Origin of the sequence: Apibacter sp. B3546, assembly GCF_009827885.1 — a bacterium.
Taxonomy (GTDB): domain Bacteria; phylum Bacteroidota; class Bacteroidia; order Flavobacteriales; family Weeksellaceae; genus Apibacter.
The window spans coordinates 85,749-110,696 of the sequence record NZ_WINW01000033.1 but is presented as its reverse complement, the minus strand read 5'-3'; the positions used below and the strand labels follow the sequence as shown (position 1 = coordinate 110,696).

At 31.0% G+C, this 24,948-nt stretch carries 16 protein-coding genes; 7 read left to right on the top strand and 9 right to left on the bottom strand.

Annotated features, from left to right (window positions below; all coding sequences use genetic code 11):
• Positions 1-10: 10 nt before the first annotated feature.
• The 3 genes from GFU93_RS06490 to lepA all read right to left on the bottom strand — a co-directional run bounded on the left by GFU93_RS06490 (position 11) and on the right by lepA (position 3,632).
• Positions 11-409, bottom strand: coding sequence for a hypothetical protein (locus GFU93_RS06490; RefSeq protein ID WP_160568161.1), 399 nt, complete (start codon positions 407-409; stop codon positions 11-13).
• A 102-nt stretch (positions 410-511) separates the two neighbouring features.
• A complete protein-coding gene (locus GFU93_RS06485) occupies positions 512-1,114 on the bottom strand; it encodes a Crp/Fnr family transcriptional regulator (protein ID WP_105296301.1) in 603 nt (200 codons plus the stop codon).
• Positions 1,115-1,838: 724 nt separating this feature from the next.
• Complete coding sequence (gene lepA, locus GFU93_RS06480; RefSeq protein ID WP_160542477.1) at positions 1,839-3,632, bottom strand: translation elongation factor 4; 1,794 nt, start codon at positions 3,630-3,632, stop codon at positions 1,839-1,841.
• A gap of 186 nt (positions 3,633-3,818) precedes the next feature.
• Here lepA and GFU93_RS06475 point away from each other — a divergent pair, with 186 nt between their 5' ends.
• Positions 3,819-5,093: a YeiH family protein gene (locus GFU93_RS06475; RefSeq protein WP_160568159.1), complete on the top strand. Its 1,275-nt coding sequence runs from the start codon at positions 3,819-3,821 to the stop codon at positions 5,091-5,093.
• A gap of 144 nt (positions 5,094-5,237) precedes the next feature.
• Here GFU93_RS06475 and GFU93_RS06470 read toward each other — a convergent pair whose 3' ends face one another.
• The 5 genes from GFU93_RS06470 to GFU93_RS06450 form a co-directional block, all read right to left on the bottom strand.
• Positions 5,238-5,882, bottom strand: coding sequence for a carbonic anhydrase (locus tag GFU93_RS06470; protein ID WP_105296299.1), 645 nt, complete (start codon positions 5,880-5,882; stop codon positions 5,238-5,240).
• Between the two features lie 56 nt (positions 5,883-5,938).
• Entirely contained in the window at positions 5,939-6,352 is a 414-nt protein-coding gene (locus GFU93_RS06465; RefSeq protein ID WP_185116728.1) for a DoxX family protein, read from the bottom strand.
• 326 nt (positions 6,353-6,678) lie between these two features.
• Positions 6,679-9,855, bottom strand: coding sequence for a carbamoyl-phosphate synthase large subunit (gene carB / locus GFU93_RS06460; protein WP_105296298.1), 3,177 nt, complete (start codon positions 9,853-9,855; stop codon positions 6,679-6,681).
• 132 nt (positions 9,856-9,987) lie between these two features.
• Positions 9,988-11,061, bottom strand: coding sequence for a carbamoyl phosphate synthase small subunit (locus GFU93_RS06455; RefSeq protein ID WP_160568157.1), 1,074 nt, complete (start codon positions 11,059-11,061; stop codon positions 9,988-9,990).
• 34 nt (positions 11,062-11,095) lie between these two features.
• The gene (locus GFU93_RS06450; protein WP_160568155.1) at positions 11,096-11,971 is read right to left on the bottom strand and encodes an aspartate carbamoyltransferase catalytic subunit; all 876 of its coding nucleotides are present in this window, start codon (positions 11,969-11,971) and stop codon (positions 11,096-11,098) included.
• 754 nt (positions 11,972-12,725) lie between these two features.
• Between GFU93_RS06450 and GFU93_RS06445 the strand changes: the two genes are divergently transcribed.
• The 3 genes from GFU93_RS06445 to GFU93_RS06435 all read left to right on the top strand — a co-directional run bounded on the left by GFU93_RS06445 (position 12,726) and on the right by GFU93_RS06435 (position 21,623).
• Positions 12,726-18,509 carry a hypothetical protein gene (locus tag GFU93_RS06445; RefSeq protein WP_160568153.1) on the top strand — a complete coding sequence of 1,928 codons (5,784 nt, stop codon included), beginning with the start codon at positions 12,726-12,728 and terminating at the stop codon, positions 18,507-18,509.
• A 48-nt stretch (positions 18,510-18,557) separates the two neighbouring features.
• Positions 18,558-19,058: a hypothetical protein gene (locus GFU93_RS06440; RefSeq protein WP_160568151.1), complete on the top strand. Its 501-nt coding sequence runs from the start codon at positions 18,558-18,560 to the stop codon at positions 19,056-19,058.
• Positions 19,059-19,838: 780 nt separating this feature from the next.
• Complete coding sequence (locus GFU93_RS06435; protein ID WP_255448659.1) at positions 19,839-21,623, top strand: LTA synthase family protein; 1,785 nt, start codon at positions 19,839-19,841, stop codon at positions 21,621-21,623.
• Positions 21,624-21,629: 6 nt separating this feature from the next.
• Here the strand turns inward: GFU93_RS06435 and GFU93_RS06430 are convergent, their stop codons facing one another.
• Positions 21,630-22,325, bottom strand: a complete 696-nt coding sequence (locus tag GFU93_RS06430) for a 3'-5' exonuclease (protein ID WP_160568147.1) — start codon at positions 22,323-22,325, stop codon at positions 21,630-21,632.
• A gap of 81 nt (positions 22,326-22,406) precedes the next feature.
• Between GFU93_RS06430 and GFU93_RS06425 the strand changes: the two genes are divergently transcribed.
• The 3 genes from GFU93_RS06425 to fabF all read left to right on the top strand — a co-directional run bounded on the left by GFU93_RS06425 (position 22,407) and on the right by fabF (position 24,932).
• Entirely contained in the window at positions 22,407-23,183 is a 777-nt protein-coding gene (locus tag GFU93_RS06425) for an HAD-IIB family hydrolase (protein ID WP_160568145.1), read from the top strand.
• A 235-nt stretch (positions 23,184-23,418) separates the two neighbouring features.
• On the top strand, positions 23,419-23,658 hold the full coding sequence (locus GFU93_RS06420; RefSeq protein ID WP_055424989.1) for an acyl carrier protein: 240 nt from the start codon (positions 23,419-23,421) through the stop codon (positions 23,656-23,658).
• A gap of 23 nt (positions 23,659-23,681) precedes the next feature.
• Positions 23,682-24,932, top strand: coding sequence for a beta-ketoacyl-ACP synthase II (gene fabF / locus GFU93_RS06415; RefSeq protein WP_160568144.1), 1,251 nt, complete (start codon positions 23,682-23,684; stop codon positions 24,930-24,932).
• Positions 24,933-24,948 lie beyond the last annotated feature (16 nt).

The window sequence follows — 24,948 nt, the reverse complement described above, 5'->3', positions numbered from 1 at the left end:
TTCAATTCAATTATAGAGGAAGTAGACCAAAATTTTTGTAAGTAACAAAACTCTTTTCACTCAAACTGAAAATAATTTTTTCTTTTTCAGCTGTAAATGTTCCTAAATTTTCAATGGTTAAATATGTTTCCGATTTTAAATTTTTTTTCCACTCCTTAATTGTCTGATAAACAAAATCTTTAGCTCTCTTAACATCTATTGAATTCAATTCAGCAATTACACTGGCTAAAGCGATATCATTGAGGTTATGTTGCTGAGTAAAAGAAAGGGAATAGGAGGGGGGGAGTAGTTGATTAGTTTCCTGATCCTCTCTCACCGAATTAAATTTTAATTCAAATTTTCCAAAAGAAGGTAAAGTAACTTGATTGGTTTCTTGTAATAATAGTATGCAATATTTTATTAGGTCCATAAAGTAAATTTAAAATAAATACATTATTTATCAACTATCTTTATCTCCATTTTTAAAGCTGAAATATATTTTCACAAATTTAAATAACTTAAGAATATATAATTAAAATTCCTCAACGCATGTTTGCTTGTCTTTTAATTTTTTTTTCATAGCGCTAAAAAATTCAGGAGTAATACCAATGTATGAGGCGATATGTTTTTGAGATATTGAATTTTTTAATTCAGGAAACATAATACAAAAATTTCTATACCGTTCTTCTGCAGATAAACTTAATATTTCATATAAACGATTACGTAAGAAAATTACAGAACGGATTAAACTTTCATTATAATAAAGTTCTAATTTTGGAAACCTTTTAACGGATTCTTCTTTTGCTTTTTTAGATAAAATAAGTATTTCAGTATCTAAATCTGCAACAATATTGAATTTAGCAGGTTGATTGTATATAATACTTTCATTATCTGCAATCCACCAACCTTTAGATGAAAATTGAAGAACCTGCTCCAATCCTTTTTTGTCGTTAATATAACTTCGTAAACAACCGGAAAGTACATAATAATAATTATCTTCAACCTCTTCTTGATGCAAAAGAGAATCTCTTTTGTTTAGCTTTTTAAATTTTAAAATAGACTTTAGATACTCTTTTTCCTCTCTGGAAATAGGCACTACATCGTTTATTTCTTCCAATATTTTTTCAAAAATCATAGTATATAAGAGTTTTTAAATCGCTATGTAAAAATTTTTAAAATATGTAATACAATATCCATTTAATTGTAAGAATGTTATTTATGAAATTATGCTACTTGGTAAGAATTCTCCTCACTATTTTTTTAATAGAGATAGAAAACAATAATATAAGCGATGTTAAAATTTTATAAATACATTGTCTTAACTGTATTAAATGGTAAAGAACACTGAATCCCTTTTTACTATTTGTAGTATATTATTAGGATTGGTTACGAAAATTAATCTATAAAAAAAATTATGCAAAAATAATAAACAATCTGTTTATCTATTTAAAATTTAATGGAATTCGAATTTTACATAAAAATTAAATATAATTAGATTATAAATACTATATAAATTATTTAAAAACTCTTAGAATATAACTTTAATAAATGTTTAAATAGATATAAAAACATAAAAAGTAGTGTTCAAATTATTTTTATAGATAAAAGTACTAAATAATGAATATAAAATAATAATAATTAGAAGTTTAATTTATATAAAAAAGATAACAGCTAGGAAATAAATGTGTTTACCTTCTAGAAAAAATATATGCAAGTATATATACTATAACTTATTAAGGTACAAAATAATTATAGAAGGTAAATAAATCAATAATCCAATCAATTATCGTAATATGATACTCCTATAAAAAAATACAATAAGCATAAATTATAGCCTATAATCTTTCAATAGTAAACAATTAATCCAGTTTCAATACCGCTAAAAATGCAGATTGCGGGACTTCCACTCGACCAATTTGTCGCATTCGTTTCTTACCTTCTTTTTGTTTTTCTAGTAATTTTCTTTTACGAGATATATCCCCTCCGTAACATTTGGCAGTAACGTCTTTTCGTAAAGCTTTAATAGTTTCTCTAGCGATAATCTTAGCACCAAGTGCTGCTTGAATAGGAATGTCAAATTGTTGTCTTGGAATTAATTCTTTTAACTTTTCACACATTTTTTTACCTATAGTATAGGCATTATCTTGATGAATCAAAGCAGATAAAGCATCCACAGGCTCACCATTTATAAGTATGTCAACTTTCACCAGCTTGGAAGTTCTCATTCCGCAAGGTGAATAATCAAAAGAAGCGTATCCTTTGGAAATAGTTTTGAGTCTATCATAAAAGTCAAAAACCACCTCAGCTAAAGGCATTTCAAAAAATAGCTCTACTCGGTCTGTAGTTAAATACGATTGGTTAGTCAGTTCGCCCCTTTTATCAATACAAAGGTTCATTACAGAACCAATAAAATCTGATTTGGTGATGATTGAAGCTTTGATATAAGGTTCTTCCACACGATTTAAAGACGTAGGTTCCGGAAGTTCCGAAGGATTATGTACTACAATCGCTTTTTCAGGATCCTTGTTTAAATATGCATTATAAGATACATTGGGAACGGTAGTAACTACAGTCATTTTAAATTCTCGTTCCAAGCGCTCTTGAATGATTTCCATGTGAAGCATACCTAAAAATCCGCAACGGAAGCCAAATCCTAAAGCAGCGGATGATTCCGGTTCAAAAACAAGAGAAGCATCATTAAGTTGAAGCTTTTCCAATGCAGAGCGCAACAATTCATATTCTTCTGTGTCCACCGGATATATTCCGGCAAACACCATTGGTTTTACTTCTTCAAATCCGGCAATAGCTTCAGATGCAGGGCGTTCAACCGATGTGATGGTGTCACCTACCTTAACTTCACGAGCTTCTTTAATACCACTTATAATATATCCCACATCACCGCAATGTATAACATCTTTTGGAACTTGATTTAGTTTTAAAGTTCCTATTTCATCGGCATCATAACTCTTACCGGTAGCCATAAATTTCACTTTTTGACCTTTAGTTATACTGCCGTTTACAACCTTGAAAAAGGCCTCTATTCCTCGAAAAGGATTAAAAACAGAATCAAAAATCAAGGCTTGTAATGGAGCATTAGGATCTCCGGATGGTGCCGGGATTCTTTCCACAATTTGCTCCAACAATTCTTCAACCCCCGCTCCGGTCTTGCCACTGGCGCGTAAAACGTCTTCAGGTTTGCAACCGAGAAGATTTACAATTTCATCGGTAACTTCTTCAGGATTTGCAGAAGGTAGGTCAATTTTATTTAAAACTGGAATAATTTCCAAGTCGTGTTCTAACGCTAAATAAAGATTGGATATGGTTTGTGCCTGAATACTTTGTGCTGCATCAACAATTAATAAGGCACCTTCACAGGCAGCAATAGAACGAGAAACTTCATAAGAAAAATCAACATGCCCGGGAGTATCGATCAAATTCAAAACATATTTTTCCCCTTTATATTCATACTCCATTTGAATAGCATGACTCTTTATAGTAATACCCCGTTCGCGTTCTAAATCCATATCATCTAAGGTCTGTTCTTGCAGCTCACGATCAGAAATAGTTTTGGTTTGTTGTAAAAGTCTGTCTGCTAAAGTGCTTTTGCCATGATCTATATGGGCAATAATGCAAAAATTTCTTATGTTCTTCATATTTTCTACAATAGTGCAAAAATACATTTTTTATAAACAATATAAGGGTGTATTTGCTACAAACTGCGAATCTGGGTAAAAAATTTTAGTTGAATTCCTATTATTTCGATAGGAATTATTACATTTGCGGAGTTTTAATCTAAAATAAAACTAAAAAACTTTTTTAAAGAACATCAAAAATAAGAAATGAAAAAACTGAGTTTAACAGAGGATTGGACAGCCACAATAATTGGTGGATTAGTCATAGTATTAGGTATTATTTTATATTCTTCATTCGGGTATACACTAAGTTGGCCTACATTTAAATGGAGCACCGGTGACGATTTATTGTCCAATGTTTTAACAGGTAAAAATTTTATAAACATTTTTATCATTTTTATTGTTTCTTATGTTTTATTACTATTGGCAGATCTATTACAAGGAAAACCTATGAGTTCAGCAAAAGGGTTTCCCTTACTGTTCATTCTTACTATAGTTGCCATGGTGATTGGCGGAAACTCGGTAATGAATTATTGGGGATTTGAAACCGTAATATTTTGTTTGCTTATAGGATTAGTTATCAATAACTTTATAGGTACTCCTCAGTGGATGAAAGGATGTTTATCTTCTGAAATGTATGTGAAAATAGGATTGATCTTTCTAGGCTCAACCATTATTTTTCAAGATATTATGCAGGCGGGTGCTTTGGGATTAATACAATCAGTAGTAGTAGTTTTCTCTGTATGGTATTTTTCTTTTTGGCTGTGCAAAAAATTCAATATAGATAAGGAAATGTCTATGATGCTTTCCAGTGCGGTATCCATTTGTGGAGTTTCAGCTGCTATAGCAACGGCAGGAGCAATAAAAGGAGATTCCAAAAAATTATCTTATGTAGTATCACTAGTTTTAGTAGTCGCTGTACCTATGATTATCATTATGCCGGCATTAGCTAAATTACTGGGATTAGGAGAAGTAATGGCCGGTGCATGGATTGGTGGAACAATTGATACCACCGGAGCAGTTGCTGCAACCGGAGCCGTTTATGGAGAAGAAGCACTTAAAATTAGTACAATAGTTAAGTTCTCACAAAATGTATTGTTAGGTATTGCTGCCTTTTTAATAGCTGTTTATTGGAGTTATACTAAAAAAGAAGGGAATGAGTTTGCTGATAAACCTAATCTAAAAGTAATTTGGGATCGATTTCCTAAATTTGTTATAGGTTTTATCTTAGCTTCTTTGTTATTCTCATTTGTTATTCCAACTGAGCAATATAAACCGGTTCTTGGTGTATTGAAGAAATTTCAAGGATTATGGTTTGCCTTAGGGTTTACCTCCATAGGATTAGAAACTAATTTTAAAACGTTAATTAATAAAGAAAACAGAAAAGCTACTTTAGTATTTTTAGGAGCACAAACTTTTAATGTTGTATTTACCTTAATTATCGCTTATTTGGTTTTTGGTATCGAATGGACTAAAATATAAACAATTACTTTATTATTTTTATTTTGGGAGAGATTAGCAAATAGTTAACTCTCCCATTATTTTTATAAATGTTTTTATTGGAAATAAAATTACATTTTAATTTAGTAGAGAAAGGTAATTGACCCGTTGGTTTGTTTTCATATATTAAAATAAACTTTTCCCTTCATAAAGATTATATATTTCCATAATCTCTTTTAGAATCTTTTTGAAATTAATTTTCATGTCAATTAATTTTCCGGATCGTATGTCGAAAATCCAGCCATGAACCTTTAGATTACTTTCTATAATAGCTTTTTGTACAGCAGCGGTTTTAATTAAATTAATGCATTGTTCTTCCACATTCAATTCAATAAGCCGATTGTATTTTTCCTCTGAATCGGTAATTAAATTTAATTCATCTTTATGAATTCTATAAACGTCCCTGATATTTCGCAACCACGGATTTAAAAGTCCCAGGTCTTTAGCCTCCATAGCCTCTTTAACTCCGCCACAATAATAATGTCCACAAACAATGATTTGTTTAACTTTTAAATGATCGATAGCATATGTTATTACAGATTGTACATTAAAATCTGTGCTAATAACCATATTGGCTAAATTTCTATGGACAAAAACTTCTCCGGGTTTAGCTCCAAGTAACTCTTCTGTTGCTACCCGACTATCAGAACAACCAATATAAAGAACTTCAGGATTCTGTCCTTCTGATAGCTTATGGAAATACTCCTTATCGATAGATAACTTTTCTGCTATCCATGTTTCATTGTGGGCAAATATTTTTTCAAAATTCATGTATGGATTAATATAGTAGTAAAAAAAATAATGAACAAAAATTTGAAAGAAATCATTTATATCATAATTCCTTTGTTTCCTTTATATACGCTATATTTTCCTGAACCTAAGAAGAAAAGCGCTAATGAGGTTAATAAATAAAATAGGTTAAGCTCAACTTTTAAACCTCCGGTTTGTGATAGTGAAAAACCTTCCATCCCATGCACCAAATAAAAAGTCATAAGCATAGTAAATGCTACTAAAAGGGATGAAATCCTTGTAAAAACCCCTAATAAGATACAAATAGGAGCAAAGACTTCCCCTAAAGGAACACCAAGCCAGAGATATTCAGGCAAATTTTTTGAAGTAAGCATTCCTTTTATAAAATCGTGTCCATGATATAATTTAGATATTCCATGGAAGACCATTAATCCGCCTATTGAAACACGTAATAGGAGTTTTCCAAGATCAGAATTCAATTCTTTAGCCATAATTATAATGTAAATTTGATCAAAAATAAATTTTTTATTTCATAAATTCTGTATCTTTTGTAAATAAAATCAAATTTATTATAGTAAAAAATGTATTACAATAAGTTTTACGATAAACGTAATTAAGTGGTATAAAATGTATTTTACTAGATAAAAATAGAGCTTGAATAAGCGATACTTTTACCATATTGTGTATTTATATTAGTCGTAATCAGATATGAAAAGATACTATTATAGAAATAAAAACAAATATTGAAAAATTATATATACAAAAAAGCCCTGTTTTTACAGGGCTTTTTTGTATGTATATTTTATAAAATTTAAATTTAAAAAGGTTTAATATCAAATACTATTGATTCTAATACTTGAATTACGGCGGCGGTAGTATCCAAAGAAGTAAAACAAGCCACACTGTTTTCAACAGCATTTCGTCGAATTAAAAAGCCGTCTTCTTGAGCCGTACCGTCATTAGAAAGTGTATTAATAACAAATTGAGCTTTTCCTTGTTGCATAATTTTAACAATATTGTTGTCTTCACTTTCAATCTTGTTAATTTCAACAACAGGAATGTTATAATCTCGGAAATACTTGGCAGTTCCTTCGGTAGCCATAATTGTATAACCTATATCATAAAATCTCTTCGCTAATGGGAGAGCCTCGGCTTTATCCTTGTCTGCTACTGTGAATATGGCATTTCCTAAAATAGGTATATTGATTTGACCCGCTCTTAAAGCTTTATAAAGAGCTCTTTCATAAGTGGTATCTTTTCCAATAACCTCACCGGTCGATTTCATTTCAGGGCCTAACGTAATATCTACAGAACGTAATTTAGCAAATGAAAAAACAGGGGCTTTAATGTATATATTGCGAGGTTCCGAATAACAATCCATAGCATAACCTTGCTCTTTCAAAGATTGCCCTAAAACAGCTTTTGTTGCTATTTTTGCTAAAGGAATACCGGTTACTTTGCTCATGAATGGAATGGTTCGGCTGGAACGCGGATTAACTTCCAGAACGTATATTTTTCCGCTCATTAAAACAAACTGTATATTCATTAATCCAATGATTTTAAATCCTCTGGCTAATGCTTGGGTTTGTCTGATAATTTCTTCTTTTTCTTCTTTTGTTAATGTTTGGGAAGGATATACAGCAATAGAATCTCCGGAATGAACTCCGGCTTTTTCAATGTGTTCCATAATTCCGGGAACAAAAACATTTTCGCCATCGGAAATTGCATCTACTTCAATTTCTTTTCCAATTAAGTATTTATCAATTAGAATAGGTTGTTTCTCATGAACATTGATCGCTTCTTTCATATATCTTTCCAATTCAGAATCTTGATATACAATTTGCATGGCTCTTCCTCCTAAAACATAAGAAGGACGAATAACAACCGGATACCCAATGGAATTAGCTACATGTAAGGCTTCTTCTAACGTAAATACTGTATCGCCTTTAGGACGAGCGATATTTAATTCGTTTAATTGTTCTTCGAATTTTTTACGGTCTTCAGCTCGATCTATATCTTCCAGCGTAGTACCCAATATTTTTGCTCCGGCATCTATGGCAGCTTGAGCCAAGTTAATGGCCGTTTGACCACCAAATTGAACTAAAACACCGTCCGGTTTTTCTAAATCTATAATAGAAGTGATGGATTCTCTGGTTAGAGGTTCAAAATAAAGTTTATCAGAAATGCTGAAATCTGTAGAAACGGTTTCCGGATTGCTGTTGATGATAATAGCTTCATATCCTGACTCTTTAAGGGCTAAAACACTGTGTACGGTAGCATAATCAAATTCCACCCCTTGTCCGATTCGTATAGGTCCGGAACCTAATACAATCACTTTTTTCTTATCAGAACGTACCGATTCATTTTCAATACCGTAAGTACTGTAAAAATATGGGGTTGTGGATATAAATTCAGCAGCACACGTATCGACCATTTTATACACCGGAATAATAGAGTTTTCCTTTCTCAAAGAATACACTTGCTTTTCTTCCATGCTCCATAATTGGGCAATTTCCCAATCAGAAAATCCGTATTTTTTGGCTTTTGCTAAAACCTCAATATTTTTTGGTTTTTCTTTTACTTCATTTTCAATATTGATGATATGTAATATTTTAGCCAGGAAGAATAGGTCTATCTTGGTTATTTCATGTATTTTTTGAATACTTACACCGTTTCGTAAAGCTTCGGCAATTAAAAACAGACGTTCATCATCGGCATTTTTAAGTCTCTTTTCCAATGTCGTAGGATCATACGGCGTCATATCTTTTTTAGTTAAATGCAAACAACCTATTTCCAAAGATTGTACAGCCTTTAATAATGATTCTTCAATTGAAGTTCCTATAGCCATAACTTCACCGGTGGCTTTCATCTGAGTTCCTAGATGCCTGTTGGCACTTTGAAATTTATCAAAAGGCCATCGAGGGATTTTGGCAACAACATAATCCAGCGAAGGTTCAAAACAAGCATAAGTAGTATTAGTTACCGGATTTTTCATTTCGTCCAGAGTTAATCCTACCGCAATTTTAGCCGCCAATTTTGCAATCGGATATCCGGTAGCTTTAGAGGCCAATGCAGACGAACGGCTAACTCTTGGGTTTACTTCGATGACTATATAATCTCTACTAGAAGGATCTAAAGCAAATTGAACATTACAACCTCCTTCAATTTTTAAAGCGCGGATTATTTTTAATGCAGAATTTCTAAGTAATTGATATTCTTGATCTGCTAATGTTTGACTAGGAGCGAAAACAATGGAATCTCCGGTATGTATTCCAACCGGATCAAAATTTTCCATATTACAAACTACTATGGCATTGTCATTGGCATCCCTCATTACTTCATACTCAATTTCCTTATATCCGGCAATACTTTTCTCTATAAGACATTGATGAACCGGACTGTATTTTAATCCGGAATCAGTAATTTCCCTTAGTTCGGTTTCATTTTCTGCTATTCCACCTCCGGTGCCTCCCAGAGTAAAAGCAGGTCTAACAATTATCGGATAACCAATTTGATTAGCGAATTCCACCGATGACTCCACGTCATTAACAATTATACTTTCTGCAATAGGTTCATTAATGTTTTCCATTAATTGTTTGAACAAATCTCTGTCTTCGGCCTGCTCAATGGAAGATAATTTGGTTCCGATAATTTCAACATCATATTGGGCTAGCGTACCTGCTTTAGCTAATTCAACGGCAAGATTAAGTCCGGTCTGTCCTCCCAAAGATGGTAACAACGCATCGGGACGCTCTAATGCAATAATTTGTTGAAGAAAATCTAATGTTAACGGTTCCATGTATACCTTATCGGCAATTTCTTTATCGGTCATGATCGTTGCAGGATTCGAATTAACAAGAACAACTTTGTATCCTTCTTCCTTAAGAGCCAGGCAAGCCTGGGTTCCTGCATAATCGAATTCGGCAGCTTGTCCGATAATGATAGGTCCTGAACCTATTACAAGAATTTTATTTATATCTGTGCGTTTTGGCATGTTGTTTTTTTAATTTTTAGTTTGAAGTAGTGACTTCAGTTTATATGAATTTTTACTAATTCTTTTACATTAATCCTTTTTAACCTAGTAATAATTCGATAGTGCTTAACTATTCGGATATAAAGAATTTTATTATTTATTTTTAAATTCTTCTACCATAGACATAAAGCGGTTAAATAAATATTCGTTATCATGAGGCCCCGGACTGGATTCGGGGTGATATTGGACAGTAAATGCCCAATTCTTTTTATCCTGTAATCCTTCTATAGTTCCGTCATTTAAAGCTCGATGCGTTACTTCTAAAGTTGTGTTTTGTAAAGATTCTTCATCAACTACATATCCGTGATTTTGAGAAGTTATATACACTCTGTTAGTGGCAAGTTCTTTTACCGGATGGTTGGCTCCTCTATGTCCAAATAACATCTTAAAAGTTTTAGCTCCGTGTGCAAGAGCATATAATTGGTGACCTAAGCAAATTCCGAATATCGGGATTTTACCGCTCAATTCTTTTATAGTATTTATAGATTCGGTTAATTCTTCCGGATTACCGGGACCATTGGAAAGCATAATTCCATCGGGGTTTAATTCTAATATAGAGCTTGAATCTGTATTATAAGGTACTACCACTACATCACAATTTCGTAAGCATAATTCTTTTAAAATACTTTTTTTCATTCCATAATCTATCAATACAATTCTGTGTCCTTCTGCAGGAGCACTATAGGCTCTTGGTGTAGATACTTCGGGAACGTGATGTCCTAACTTGGTCTCTTGTAAAGATTTAATTACTTCATCAATGTTTTCATTTTCATCACAGAATTTACCTTTCATACTGCCTTTGGTTCGTATAGTTTTTACCAAGGCGCGGGTATCAATACCGCTTAAACCGGGAATATTTTGTTTTTTCAAAAAAGAATCGATGTTCATTTGGCTTTTCCAGTGAGATTCTGTTTCAGCGTATTCATGAACGATAATTCCACCTACAAAAGAATTAAGGGATTCAAAATCGCTGGAATTAATTCCATAATTCCCTATTAATGGATAGGTGAAAACAATAATTTGCTTGTGGAAGGAAGGATCTGATAAAGTTTCTTGGTAACCGGTCATACCTGTGGTAAAAACAACTTCACCGATTGTGAATTGGTCGCTCCCAAAGCCTTCGCCATTAAATACTAATCCGTTTTCTAATACTAATTTTCTTTTCAAGGGTTGTTAATTTATTATAGTGGTTTGAATATGGTTATGAATTAAAAACATAGTTTAGCACAGCAATTCTGGCAAAAACTCCATTCGTCATCTGCGTAAATATTCTTGATTTTGAAGATTCGATAAGATCCTCATCAATCTCAACATTACGGTTAATAGGTGCCGGATGCATAATGATTGCCGAGGATTTCATTTTATCGGCTCTCTGTTTTGTTAATCCATATAATTCTAAAAAATTTTTTTCGTCATATTGTTTCGCATGTCTTTCGTTTTGATTCCTTAATAACATCACAACGTCTGCTTCTTGTATTACTGAATCAAGAGAAGCATAGGTTCCCATAGTCATGCTGGAATCTCTCCAAAATTCCGGAGTCGCAAATGTTATAGAAGATCCCAGTCTTTTTAAAATTTTAGCATCTGAATGAGCTACTCTGCTATGTATCACATCGCCAACAATTACTATATTCAGATCTCTAAAAGTACCGAATTCCTCATATATGGTTACTAAATCCAATAAAGATTGGGTAGGGTGATCTCCGCAACCATCACCGGCATTAATGATGGGCACCTCTATTTTTGTAATTAAATCGTCATAAAATCTATCTTGCATATGTCTTATAACAAAACATTCAACCCCTATGGAATTTAAAGTTTTAACTGTATCATAAAGAGTTTCACCTTTTTTTACACTTGAACTTTCTGCATCAAAATATATAATTTCCATTCCTGTTTTTTTCTCAGCCATTTCAAAGCTGAGTTTGGTTCGAGTACTGTTCTCGAAAAAAAGGTTGGATATATAATGATTAGACAGATTTGGAAAAGCTTTTTTCTTTTTAAAGCTTATCGCATCATCCACTAATTCCTCAATCAAACTTAGATCAAGATTTTCTAAAGTGATAAAATGATTCATTATTTATATATTAGTTTAATTGGTGTTATAATAGTGTAATTTTTATTATTGCTTTTTAAAAATAAAAAAAAACATCTTAAATAATAAGATGTTTTAAATGAATATTTAAAAAAAATATTTCCGGTATCTTCTAAAGATGATTTCTTGCCCTGAATCTGGAATAGTAGAGGGATAAACTTTTTATAAAAAGTAATTCTTCCTTTTTTGTTTATTGTTTTAGGTAATGATTCAGAGTTATTCAAAAGATTTAATTAGTGTGATTATACAAACTTTTTTATTAAATCGATTTTTTAAAATCCTACAAAGATAAGTTGTTTTTTTTGATTGTGCAATTTAAATTTTTATTTATTTAAAATAAATATGTTTCTAAAGCAGAATAAAAATTTATATATCTCATATTTTAAAATTATTTTAATAAAATATTAAATAAGCGTTAAAAACTAAGGTATTTAAAATTAACTACTTATAATTTTAAATGAGATATAATGTACATTTAATGTGTATAATGCTTATTTTCTTTGTTAATACTTTGTTACATTTGCAGGTTAAAAAACATACATTATAATTGATTAGATAATATATTGTTAATATCATTTTTATTCTTTGCAGATAATAAATAATAAATCATTGTTTATTATAGAAGATAAATTAAGCCCTAAATAATTTTTTAAAATATATTACTATAATGAATTGATGTATGGCTAAAATTCTATCTAAATCAATAGAATTATAACTGTATAAAAAACTAAATTATATGAAAAGAAAAGCTAGTTATGGATCAATTACTTATTATTCATTTTTATTTTATTTTGTAATACCCGTGCTTTTGTTGGGACAAAGTCCCGGTGGGTTTGATAGCAATGTAGAGTTATGGTTAAAAGCAGACCGGCCTCAAGAAGGGGGAGTCGGCTCATTGATGGATAATCAACCGGTGGATTTATGGAAGGATGTATCCGGTAATGGAAGAGATCATAAGAAAGTTAATGAAAATTTGCCGGTGTATAAAAAAACCGGGGATTTAATGAATTTTCAACCGTCTATGTATTTTGAACCAAGATCTAAAGCTTTTTTAGCGGGGCCAGATTTAAAAATATCTGCAAGTAAAGCGTATTATGTATTTTATGTATCAATATTAGATAAACCTACAGGTATACATTACGTTTATTCATTAAATTCTGCGAGAAATAATTATTCGGGTTGGTCTACCGGGTTTCCATATTTTACTACAGCGGGCGGAACTTATAGAAGTAAAATCAGTCAAGGTAAAAATTATGGTATAGTCGGGATAATTCGTCCTAATAGTACAACTTTAACCCAGATGCTCTATTTCAACTCTATTCCCGAAAACACATTTAGATCCTATTCAATAAAGCTGGGAGATGGACAGAGTGTGGTGGGAGCTGGAAATGTAAAAAATCTAAATTCTTTTGAAGGTGAAATACAAGAAATAATTGTATTATCTGCCCCTCAAAATACCTATTTAACAGATATGGATTTACAAAAAATTCATTCTTACTTATCCGTTAAATATGGTATTTCTTTAGAATCAGCTGACGAGATATCATTTCCAAATTATGTTAATTCAAAAGGTGAAAAAATTTGGGACGGAGAAAATTTCATGTCCTATCAAAACCATGTATTTGGTTTAGGAAGAGATGATCAATACGGTTTATATCAAAAACAATCAACTAATTTTGATTTATCAACTTTAACCGCTTATGTTGGAGATGAATTAACAGAATTAAATGATAACAATAATGGAACTTTAACCAATAACACTTTTTTGATGTTTGGATCTAATGATGAGATTGGTGTAGAACGGTATGAACATTTGCAAGGAGAAAAATATTCTAACAGCATATTGAGTGAAGATATATTTTTTAAATTAAAAAGAACCTTAAAAACGAAGGTTACAGGAACTAAAAGTCTAACTGTCAACATGAAATTAAATGTTGATGCTAAATATGTTATAGTTAGTTCTGTTGAAACGTTTGATCCTTCAAAAACTCGTATTTATCCTGTTAATGACGGAATCGTTAAAGGAGTTGAGATAGAGAATGATGATTACGTTTCTTTTACCAGTGGACGACCTAATCCGGGAGGTGTAAATTTACTAACAGAACTTTGGTTACGAGCTGATGATATACCAAGCACTGAAGAAGATAGTACTGAAATTAGTACTTGGCAAGATATTTCAGTATATAAACGAGACCACTCGGTCATTACTGATGCTAAAGAGTTTACAGGACCTATTATTCGTAATCAAAAAGGATTAATGAATTATCATTCACATTTGCAATTTACTAATACCGGTCAGTCAAATTCTACAATTCCGGTATTGACAGCTCCAAGTTTTTTTAGTTCAGATAAATCTTACTACATATTCTATGTATCCGAAATAAATACTAGCGGATTATCTGTATTATATGCTTTAAACAGTAATTATAGTAATACCAATAATGATAATAACCAAGGATGGTATTTTGGAAATCCCGCATTAACCAATGGGTATAATCCGTCTAATACTGTTCAAACACATTACAATAGTATAAATAAAACGTATGGAGTAGTAGCAGTTGAACGAACCAATGATAAATATGTTGAACAAAGAATTATATTCAATGGTATTTCCAATACATTTTACGGATATGATATGGAAAATAAAATTCCGGCGATAAGTCTTATCGGAGCTCGACAACTCTATACTAAAACTTTAAATAATTTCAATCCTTTTGTAGGAAATGTTCAGGAAATAATTGTTCTTTCTGGAAATAAAGGAACCCCCATAGATTCCAAAGACTTTAATAGAATTAATTCTTATTTAGCGATTAAATATGGAATTACATTACATAGTGAATCTGAACCGAATTATTATGACTCTTATGGGAACAAAGTTTGGGATGGTAAAATAAATGCAGGATTTAATCATGATATTTTTGGTATAGCCAGAGATGATAGTTCTGATTTATATCAAAAGCAATCTGTAAGTTACGATAGAGACCTTATGACCATTTTTGTTGGTAATGAAGTCGCAGATATGAATAAGTTAGGTAACGGAACCTTGAAAAACAAAGATTATTTGATGTTAGGTTCTAATGGGTTAGAAGATTATTTATTAGATTATAATTATCTTGAAGGCACTGCTTATGCGAACGGTAAATTGCCATTTAGAATCGATTATAGGAATCAGGTGACTTTAAAAGCACAGACATCAGGATCCGGTTCCTACGTAGTAAATATACAACCAAGTTTGACGGCAAAGATCATGTTAGTTTCTCCTGATGGAAAATTTGAGCCCAAAAATACCAGATTTTATGTGGTGGAAAATAAAGTTGCCAAAAATGTTGAAATTAATGATGGAGATTATATAAGTTATGCTTTATACGGATTTGCTCCGGGGGGAGTATTGAATGGATTAAGATTGTGGTTAAAAGCAGATGATAAGAATAGTTTAGTGTTTGATGGGGAAAGTTCTAAATTATTGATTTGGAAAGACCAAACCGTTAATGAAAACGATTATTATTTTTCATTAGTGGATAATAAAAATAAAATAGAGCCGGTGTATGATTCATGTAATAGTAAAATGAATTTCTTTCCAAGCATATATTTTAGTCAAAATTCTGCACTTGCTATAAATAAGGGGCCTATGAGTACTAATGCGCCGGAACATACCACTTCTTTCATCATTTATAATAGCTTCGCGTCTCCATCATCAGTTAGAACCTACACTCACGGCTTTGGTGGAGTGGATCCAGTTACGGTAAAATCCAGACACCCGGCGGTAGGTTTCAATCCAAATCATGGAACAGGAAGAATAGCAACTTCCATAGCTGTAACTCAAGGTACAGTACAAGGATTCGAATTTGGAGCTACAGCCTTGCATATGACCAGGCTTAGTAAAGCTTATAAAGGTATAGATCCGAAATTTCCTTTAATCGAACATGATTTTGGAGGTATTGTTGATACATTATCTAGGCCGGAATCTAACTTTGGTTCGGATTTCTTAATGGCTAGTGGAGGAACTATAGGTGCAGCCAGTTTGAATTCCGGGCTTTTTGATGGATTAATTTCCGAATTGTTTTTTTATGAAAGAAAGTTAAGTAAAGATGAAAAAGTTCGTATACAAACCTATTTAGCAATGAAATATGCTATTACTTTATATACAACTAAGTATATAACTATGGGTGAGGAAACAGTGCAATTACAAAAACAACCGACTGATTACATATTATCAGACATTAAAACTAAAGTTTGGAAAGGATCAACACGGCCTTATTCTGACTATCATAGAAATGTAGCCGGTTTGGTACGTGATGATAATTCAAATATATTTGTTAACAAAGCTCGATCTACTGATGTTCAGTCAATTGTAACTATTCAAGCCGGTGAAAGTACCGAATGTGGACAAGGGCAAAAGTCTGTATTAAAAAATGATCTAAGTGGATTATTTTGGGGACATAATGGAGATACCGGTACTACTGATTTAAGTGAGCTATCACAATCTATTTGTGGAGGATTAGACAGAAGAATGAATCGAATATGGTTAGTAAATAAAACCAATTTAGATGAACAATCGGTTATTTTATCAGCTGATGAGTCTGCAGATGAATTCGTTTTTAATCAAAATTATAGAGTTTATTTATTAATTGCTAATTCTGACGATGATATTAAAAATGAAAATTGGGCTTATACTATACCCGGCGAATGGGTAGATAATAAAGTTCAATTTAATTATAAATTTACAGAAGATACTACCTATTTTACCTTTGGGGCTGTTAAGTCAGATGGAGTTTGTACAAATTGCAGCTTCAGTGGATATAAAACCATTGATCTACCCCAAATTTGGAAAGGAGCGGCAAATAATGGTCAGCTAGATAAAACGGTTGATTTAGGAGATGATTTCTCTGCCAATATTAATATTTCAGATCCGGGCAAAGTTCTACGCTATAAGTACCCGAGAAGAAGTGGTAAAACCTTGCAATTTTACCGATATGGAAATTTTGATAAAGATAAAGAACCTATCACTACTACCATTTCTTTTACCGGAGGAGCCGCTGCTGCAATGTTTGAAATATTTGATATTGATACCCAAGCGTATAGGTCTGATGAAATTAATGTTTACGGAATTTGCGGAGGAGGAATTGTTAAACCAAAGCTTATGTACGTTGCACCTAAAAAGAAAAGTTCTTATACTATTGATAAGAATATAGCAACAGCAAAAGCTACGGGTGGTTATAGATCTTCAGGATATACTTCTGCCAGAGGAAAAGTTTTAGTAGATTTTTCCGTAGCTGTCGAGAAGATAGTTATTGAGTATAAAGTTCATTATAATAGGCGTCCTGCGACGGGATCACAAATGATAGGTATTGGAGCTATAAAGCTATATTGTCCAAAGCCGGTGGAAGTTAATGAAGATGGTCTAGCATTTACGCTTAAAGTAGCTGAATCCACCCTTACCTGTGAAGAGGTGCCTTTTATATTTAAAATAATGAATACCAATTGCGAATCCAAAATAATAGAATTAACGGATCAACTTCCGCAAGGTATGCAATGGGTGAAAGAATCTTTAAATATTGAAGACGGAGAGTTTACAACTGAAACTAAAGAATATGGAGACAGTGATTTGCTTTCTATAAAAGGAATAAAAGTTCCCGGTGGAACTACAACTATTGTTACGGCAAGAGCAAAATTTACAGAAGATAAAACAGCATCCTATTTTACAAGGGCTTCTATAAAATATTTAAATCGTAATGATGAAAATGTAACCTATGAAAGTTGTGATGTTATAGATGGTTGTGGTAATACCACTGTAAATGCTGTTGCAGCAGGTTTACCAAGTCCGGTTATAATAAGCGATCTTAGAGTGGATAAAACTTGTATTGCAGAAGACGATACCATTTTAGTTACAATGGATATAAACAATCCTAATTCTTTATTGGATAATGTAACCTTAAATGCATCATTTAGTGAAGGTTTTAAATATGTTAAAGGAAGTTTAAAATCTTCATTTATTATGACGGACGGTACAATTAACACAGAAGATATTGAAGATAATGAGTTCGAAATAGAAGACTTTAGCTTACCGAATGGAAATCATACGTTAAGCTTTAAAATTAAAGCGCCTGAAATTCTGCCTAATAATTTTACGGAAATGGAAATAAATATAGATATGACGACATCTTCCGAAATTGATTGTGCCTCCATTGATATAGACGGTAACAACTTTGTTTTGGTTTCATTCTGTACACCTGTTCCATTTTGTACATTAGATCCTAACCTGGAACCTTCAACTGAAGTTTCTAAAATAGGAATTACCACTCTTGAAAAAGAGTTGAAAGGGTGGCCTTTTAATATTTACAATGGATTTATAGTTTTGGAATCAAAAAATAAAGGTTTTGTAATTACAAGAACAAGTTCTGATTTAATTCCTCAGGAAAAACTAGTTGAAGGAATGGTTATATATGATACTACGGATAAATGTATTAAATTGTATAACGGTGAGGAATGGCATTGTATAGAAAGAACTTGTCCTCAATAATTTTTTGACGAGAAAAATTGAAATTAACTCACAAAAATGAAAAATGATATGAAAAATAAAATATTGATCTTATTTATATTGCTCCTAACAGTAACTTTAAACGCGCAAGTTGCTATTGGTAAAAAGAAGGTGGATAAAGGTGGAATTTTAGATTTTAGTCAAGGGACTACTAAAGGTATACTATTGCCTATCGTTGAAACGTTACCGGAGAAAGCGGTTGATGGAACTTTTATAATGGATAAAGAAGATGCAGTAGTTAAAGTGAAAATAAATGATAGTTGGATGGATTTAACAGGAACAGGTAGTGTTTCCAATGTTAAGTTTAATGATTCTGTTGAAAAAGGAAATGGGGTTGTCATCGGAGATTATACTAGTTCAACACCCGAAGGAGTATTAGTCTTAGAGGCGGCCGATAAAGCTTTAATTTTACCAAAAATTTCCGATCCTCATTTAAATGTAAAAAGTCCACATCCGGGAATGATTTGTTATGATACAGCAAGTCAATGTATAGCGATTTTTGATGGTTTACAATGGAATTATTGGAAGTAAAAGAAAATTTTAGTGGATACATGCTAAATAAATTTTCATACAATAAGAATTAAATTTTTTTCATTCTTTAGATTTCTTTTTAGAATAGAAGAATAAATCATTTACTAATCCATAAAATGGATAAATTTAATTGATAAAAAAGGGTAAATTAATTTACCCTTTTTTATTTAAAGAAGTTTATAATTATAGTATTAGAGAATATTAATCAGTAAAGAAAAAAGTCTTAAAAAGATATTTTTAAAAATAAGCTTAATAATTAAATAAATAATTCAAGCAATGCTTAAATTAAAATTTAAAAATTCCATAATTATTTTTCAAACAAGTTGTGAATTATAATAATTTTATATATTTGATTATTTACAATAATTGAGAAAAAATAGTAATTATTAGTTGATTATACTATTAATAATTTTTTTTTCGTTATTTTAAATAGTATAAAAAAATTAATACGTTTCATTTAATAAATAATAAATAAACTAAAGAAAATACGATAAATAATTAATGAAAAAGTTAGTAGCGCCATTTATAAAGATTTCAAGTTTTTACATAATAGTTGGTTTAATCTTAAGAATTGTTCTTCTCTTTTCACCTGTTACTGATTCAAATTTTTCATTTATTGATTATTTAAAAATATTTTCTGTTGGTTTACTTAATGATTTTTGTGTATCAATTTTAATTTTTGTTTTTTTTTGGATCCATCTAATCTTCATTACCGATTCAAAATTTAAATCACCTTTTAAATACATTATATTATGTCTTTTTTTGATTTTAATTGGTTATTTGTTTCTTTTTAAAACGGTTTTTGATGATTATGGAAGTGCTGTTCCTAAAATAATAAAAACATTTGTACTAATAAAAGCTTCATCATATATAATATTGCTGTTGATCCCTAAAATAAGGCAAACATGGCGTTATTGCATATACTTTTTTATTTTCTTTTTATACATTTTTTTAATTAATTTCAATGTAATCAGTGAATTTTTATTCTGGAATGAATTCGGGGTAAGATATAATTTTATAGCTGTTGACTATCTAATATATACCAATGAGGTAATCGGGAATATTCTAGAGTCCTATCCTATTATTCCCATGTTTTCTGCATTAATAGTAATCTCAGTATTGATTACCATATTTTATCTCAAAAAATCCAAAAATTATTTTGAAGATTTACCTAATTTTAAAACAAAATTAATAAACAGTATAGTTTATATAATACTATTTATAGGTGCGATTTTTCTTTTAAAAGTAAATGAAAAGTATGAAAATTCAGATAATGCTTTTGTAAATGAATTACAAGCAAATGGATTAGTTCGATTTTGTAATGCATATAGCGACAGTTCCTTAAACTATGATAAATTTTATGCAAAATTGCCCTTACAAAAAACATTTTCACTAATTAATAAAATTTATGATAATGAATGGTCTGTAAATAATAATACCAAAATTATAAAGGATACTCTTCCGGAACTTCATAAAAACGTTATTCTTGTAACCATTGAAAGTATGAGTGCCGGTTTTCTAACGGAATTTGGAAATACTCAAAATTTGACACCTAACTTAGATAAATTGGCAAAAGAAGGACTTTTTTTTACTGATATGTATGCTACCGGTAATAGAACAGTTAGAGGTTTAGAATCTGTTACCCTATGTATCCCGCCATCACCCGGTGAAAGCTTAATAAAAAGAAATAACAATGATCATATGTTTTCTACGGGGTATTTATTCAAACGCAGAGGATATACGGTTCAATATTTTTATGGTGGATATGGATATTTTGATAATATGAATACTTTTTTTGAAGGAAATGGATATAATATTATAGATAGAAGTTCTTTTAAAAAAGATGAAATAACTTTTGCTAATATATGGGGAGTTTGTGACGAAGATATGTTTATGAAAGCAATCCATGTATTTGATGAAAATAGTAAAAATAAGTCTCCCTTTTTCGGACACATTATGACAGTAAGTAATCATAGGCCATTTACCTATCCCTCAGGGAAAATAGATATATCTAATACCAGTAAATCCAGAGAAGGAGGAGTAAAATATACGGATTATGCTATTGGTAGATTTATCGAAGAAGCAAAAAAACGTCCTTGGTTCCCTAATACAGTATTCGTATTTGTAGCAGATCACTGTGCCTCAAGTGCCGGTAAAGAAGATATTCCTTTGGATAAATACAAAATACCAGCAATTATATATTCTCCGGGATTTATAAAACCGGAAAAGTTTTCTAAACTGGTTTCCCAAATTGATCTTATGCCTACACTTTTTGGTAAATTACATTTTTCCTATTCATCACGTTTTTATGGGCAAGATGTATTTGACTCTTCTTATCAACCACGGGCATTAATTGCAACCTATCAGAAATTAGGATATTTAAAAGATAATAAATTAATTGTTTTATCACCCAACCAAAAAATTGAACAATATAATGTGATAGAAGGAACTCAAATGAAAAAATCAAAATCCATTGATACTTCTGTAGCTGATGAAGCAATAGCTAATTATCAGACATGTTTCTATTTTTTGGAAAACAATAAATTGCGGGTTGAAAATAAATAAACAAATTTATTCTCTTTCAAGAACGGATTCATATCTCATTTTACGAAATACATTTATAAGCGTTATCACATCATTTTCACAATATGTTTTTATACGTTCTAGATTTTTATCTTTATAATATACATCAGATACCTCACTGCCATTCATGTCATCTTTAGGAGAAGGCAATCCAAAAACATGAGATAATAAATCCAGGGATGTATAGTGTTTATAATCTCCGAATTTCCACAAATCCATAGTATCAAGATGTTGAATTTCCCATGGTTTTTTACCGTGAAATCTTAAAATTTTAGGCAGCTCTATTTGATGAATCATCATTCGCCGGGCGAGATAAGGAAAATCAAATTCTTTACCGTTATGAGCACATAAAATCAAATTGGATTTAAAATAATTTGATTTTAATAATTCATTAAATTCGATTAATATTTTTTCTTCGTAATCACCATAAAAACTTTTAATACGAATTTTTTTATCCTCGATAATTAATCCACAAGATAAACATATAATTTTACCAAATTCAGAAAGTATTCCTGCTCTTTCATAATAATACTCTTCCGGGGAAACATTTTCTTTCCTTTGAAATTGAGTTTTTTTCTCCCATAAAACTTTAGTTCTTTCAGATAATTCGTTCCAATTTTCATGTTGAGGAACGGTTTCCAAATCAAGAAATAAAATTTGTTTTAAGGGTATAGAAGATAACATACTAAATATTTAATATCTCAAAGGTAATCAAAACTTATAATTCAGATAATATTGATTAAATTTAAGAAATAGTAAAATATTATGAAAAATATATTTGTTACAGATATTGACGGAACATTAACTGCCCCATGCAAACCTAGCTTAGATGCTTATGGAATTAAAGCTTTACAAAAAGCTTTAAAATTAGGTGAAGTTATATTAGCATCCGGCCGCCCTTTTCAAGGAATTATAAGCATGTATTCACCGGAAGACCTTATCATTGATTATATAATTGCATTAAACGGAGCACATATTTTATATAAAAACAAGACATTTAAAACCTATCCCATATCTCTTGATATCATAAAATATTTTTTGCAAGTCAAGCAGAAATATTTAAACTTATGGTTTTACACAGAAGAAGCTTGGTATGCATCATCTTTAGAAACAGAAGTTTACTGCAAAGAAGTAAAAGGAGTTAATCATCAGGCATTGCCTTTAAAAGATTATAATTTTCAAGAGGTATTAAAAATATTAATTGTTGAAGAAAAAAATTTAAAAGAAGTAACCGAAGATTTAAAAAACAATCTTAAAGGGGTTCACATAACTACTTCATCAAATTCTTACATAGAAATATTTTCTTCAAATATAAATAAATATTTAGCAGTAGAAGAGGTAGTAAAAAATATGGAAAGTAGAATTTTTTCATTTGGCGATTCTTATAATGATTTGGAAATGATTACAAATTCTTTTTTTGGATGTGCAGTAAACAATGCGGTAAAATCTTTACAAGAAAAAGCACATTATATTTCTTCATATAAGTATGGAAAAGGAGTTTATGATTCGCTAAATTACATTGAAAGAAAATTTTTTAAATGATACTTTATTGTAATTGTTAACTATAATTTAATAAAATATGACAGAAAAACATAAAAATTATTAATAATTTAAAGTACTATTTAAATGCATTTTAATGTGTTGATTTTAAGGTTAATAAAATTGCAATAAATTCTTTGAAGAATGAGCATTTCAATCAAAAAGTATTAAAAAATATTATTATAGTAAAAAAATTTTTATATTTGCCGACTGAACTATAATAAAAAAATAAAAGGTTATGTCTGACATTACATCAAGAGTAAAAGCTATCATCGTAGATAAACTAGGAGTAGATGAAAGCGAAGTTACACCAGAAGCAAGTTTTACAAATGACTTGGGGGCAGATTCATTAGACACAGTAGAATTAATCATGGAGTTTGAAAAGGAATTTGATATTCAAATACCTGATGATCAAGCAGAAAAGATTTCAACAGTTGGTCAAGCCATTTCTTATATTGAAGAAGTAAACAAACAATAATTTACACAAAGACACATTCAAGTATGGCTTTAAAACGAGTAGTAGTAACTGGACTGGGTGCAATAACTCCAATCGGAAATAATTTTAAAGAATACTGTAAAGCTTTATTAAGCGGAGTTAGTGGGGCTAGTCCAATTACTCTATTTGACGCAACAAATTTTAAAACAAAATTCGCTTGCGAAGTAAAGAATTATAATCCAGAGGATTATTTTGAAAAAAAAGATATTCGCAAATATGATCGATGTGCTCAATTTGGGTTAATTTCTACCAAAGAAGCAGTAATCGATAGTAAAATATTAGAATATTCTGATTTAAATAAAGATAGAGTAGGAGTTGTATGGGGATCCGGAATAGGTGGTTTAAACACTTTTGAGCAAGAAATTACCGCTTATGCTTTAGGAAAAGGAACCCCTAGATTTAATCCATTCTTCATTCCAAAAATGATTGCAGATATGACCGCAGGTCTTATTTCAATCGAATATGGATTTAGAGGGCCGAATTATGCAACTGTTTCAGCTTGTGCTTCTTCTTCCAATTCTATAATTGATGCTTTAATGCTATTAAGATTAGGTAAGGCAGATGTAATTATAACAGGAGGTTCTGAAGCCGGGATAGTAGCAAGTGGTGTTGGTGGTTTTAACGCTTTACACGCTATGTCTACTCGTAATGATGATCCTAAAACTGCCTCTAGACCTTTTGATAAGGATAGAGATGGATTTGTTCTTGGAGAAGGAGCAGGAACCCTTATTCTAGAAGAATACGAACATGCAGTAAAAAGAGGGGCTACTATTTATGCCGAAGTAGTTGGGGGAGGATTAAGTTCCGACGCCTATCATATGACAGCCCCGCATCCTGAAGGATTAGGAGCATATAATGTTATGAAAAATGCTATTGAGGATGCCGGAATAGAATTAACAGATATCAACCATATTAATGTCCATGGGACTTCAACACCATTGGGAGATTTAGCTGAATCAAAAGCTATCCTAAAATTATTTGGTGAACATGCGTATAACATCCAGATCAATTCAACCAAATCAATGACCGGTCATTTATTGGGTGCTGCAGGTGCTATTGAAGCCTTGGCTTGTATTGTGGCTATCAGAGAAAATAAAGTTCCGCCTACAATCAATCACTTTACTGACGATGAAGAGTTTGATAAAAGATTAGATTTTACTTTTAATGTAGCAAAAGAAAAACAAGTAAATTATGCAATGAGTAATACTTTTGGTTTTGGAGGTCATAATGCATGTGTTATTTTAAAGAAATTTTAAAATAAGAGATTACTAA

What these genes read in the sequence shown, in the direction of transcription:
- GFU93_RS06490 (WP_160568161.1), bottom strand. Translation starts at nt 409, where the DNA reads ATGGACCTAATAAAATATTGCATACTATTATTACAAGAAACCAATCAA.
- GFU93_RS06485 (WP_105296301.1), bottom strand. Translation starts at nt 1,114, where the DNA reads ATGATTTTTGAAAAAATATTGGAAGAAATAAACGATGTAGTGCCTATT.
- lepA (WP_160542477.1), bottom strand. Translation starts at nt 3,632, where the DNA reads ATGAAGAACATAAGAAATTTTTGCATTATTGCCCATATAGATCATGGC.
- GFU93_RS06475 (WP_160568159.1), top strand. Translation starts at nt 3,819, where the DNA reads ATGAAAAAACTGAGTTTAACAGAGGATTGGACAGCCACAATAATTGGT.
- GFU93_RS06470 (WP_105296299.1), bottom strand. Translation starts at nt 5,882, where the DNA reads ATGAATTTTGAAAAAATATTTGCCCACAATGAAACATGGATAGCAGAA.
- GFU93_RS06465 (WP_185116728.1), bottom strand. Translation starts at nt 6,352, where the DNA reads ATGGCTAAAGAATTGAATTCTGATCTTGGAAAACTCCTATTACGTGTT.
- carB (WP_105296298.1), bottom strand. Translation starts at nt 9,855, where the DNA reads ATGCCAAAACGCACAGATATAAATAAAATTCTTGTAATAGGTTCAGGA.
- GFU93_RS06450 (WP_160568155.1), bottom strand. Translation starts at nt 11,971, where the DNA reads ATGAATCATTTTATCACTTTAGAAAATCTTGATCTAAGTTTGATTGAG.
- GFU93_RS06445 (WP_160568153.1), top strand. Translation starts at nt 12,726, where the DNA reads ATGAAAAGAAAAGCTAGTTATGGATCAATTACTTATTATTCATTTTTA.
- GFU93_RS06440 (WP_160568151.1), top strand. Translation starts at nt 18,558, where the DNA reads ATGAAAAATAAAATATTGATCTTATTTATATTGCTCCTAACAGTAACT.
- GFU93_RS06430 (WP_160568147.1), bottom strand. Translation starts at nt 22,325, where the DNA reads ATGTTATCTTCTATACCCTTAAAACAAATTTTATTTCTTGATTTGGAA.
- GFU93_RS06425 (WP_160568145.1), top strand. Translation starts at nt 22,407, where the DNA reads ATGAAAAATATATTTGTTACAGATATTGACGGAACATTAACTGCCCCA.
- GFU93_RS06420 (WP_055424989.1), top strand. Translation starts at nt 23,419, where the DNA reads ATGTCTGACATTACATCAAGAGTAAAAGCTATCATCGTAGATAAACTA.
- fabF (WP_160568144.1), top strand. Translation starts at nt 23,682, where the DNA reads ATGGCTTTAAAACGAGTAGTAGTAACTGGACTGGGTGCAATAACTCCA.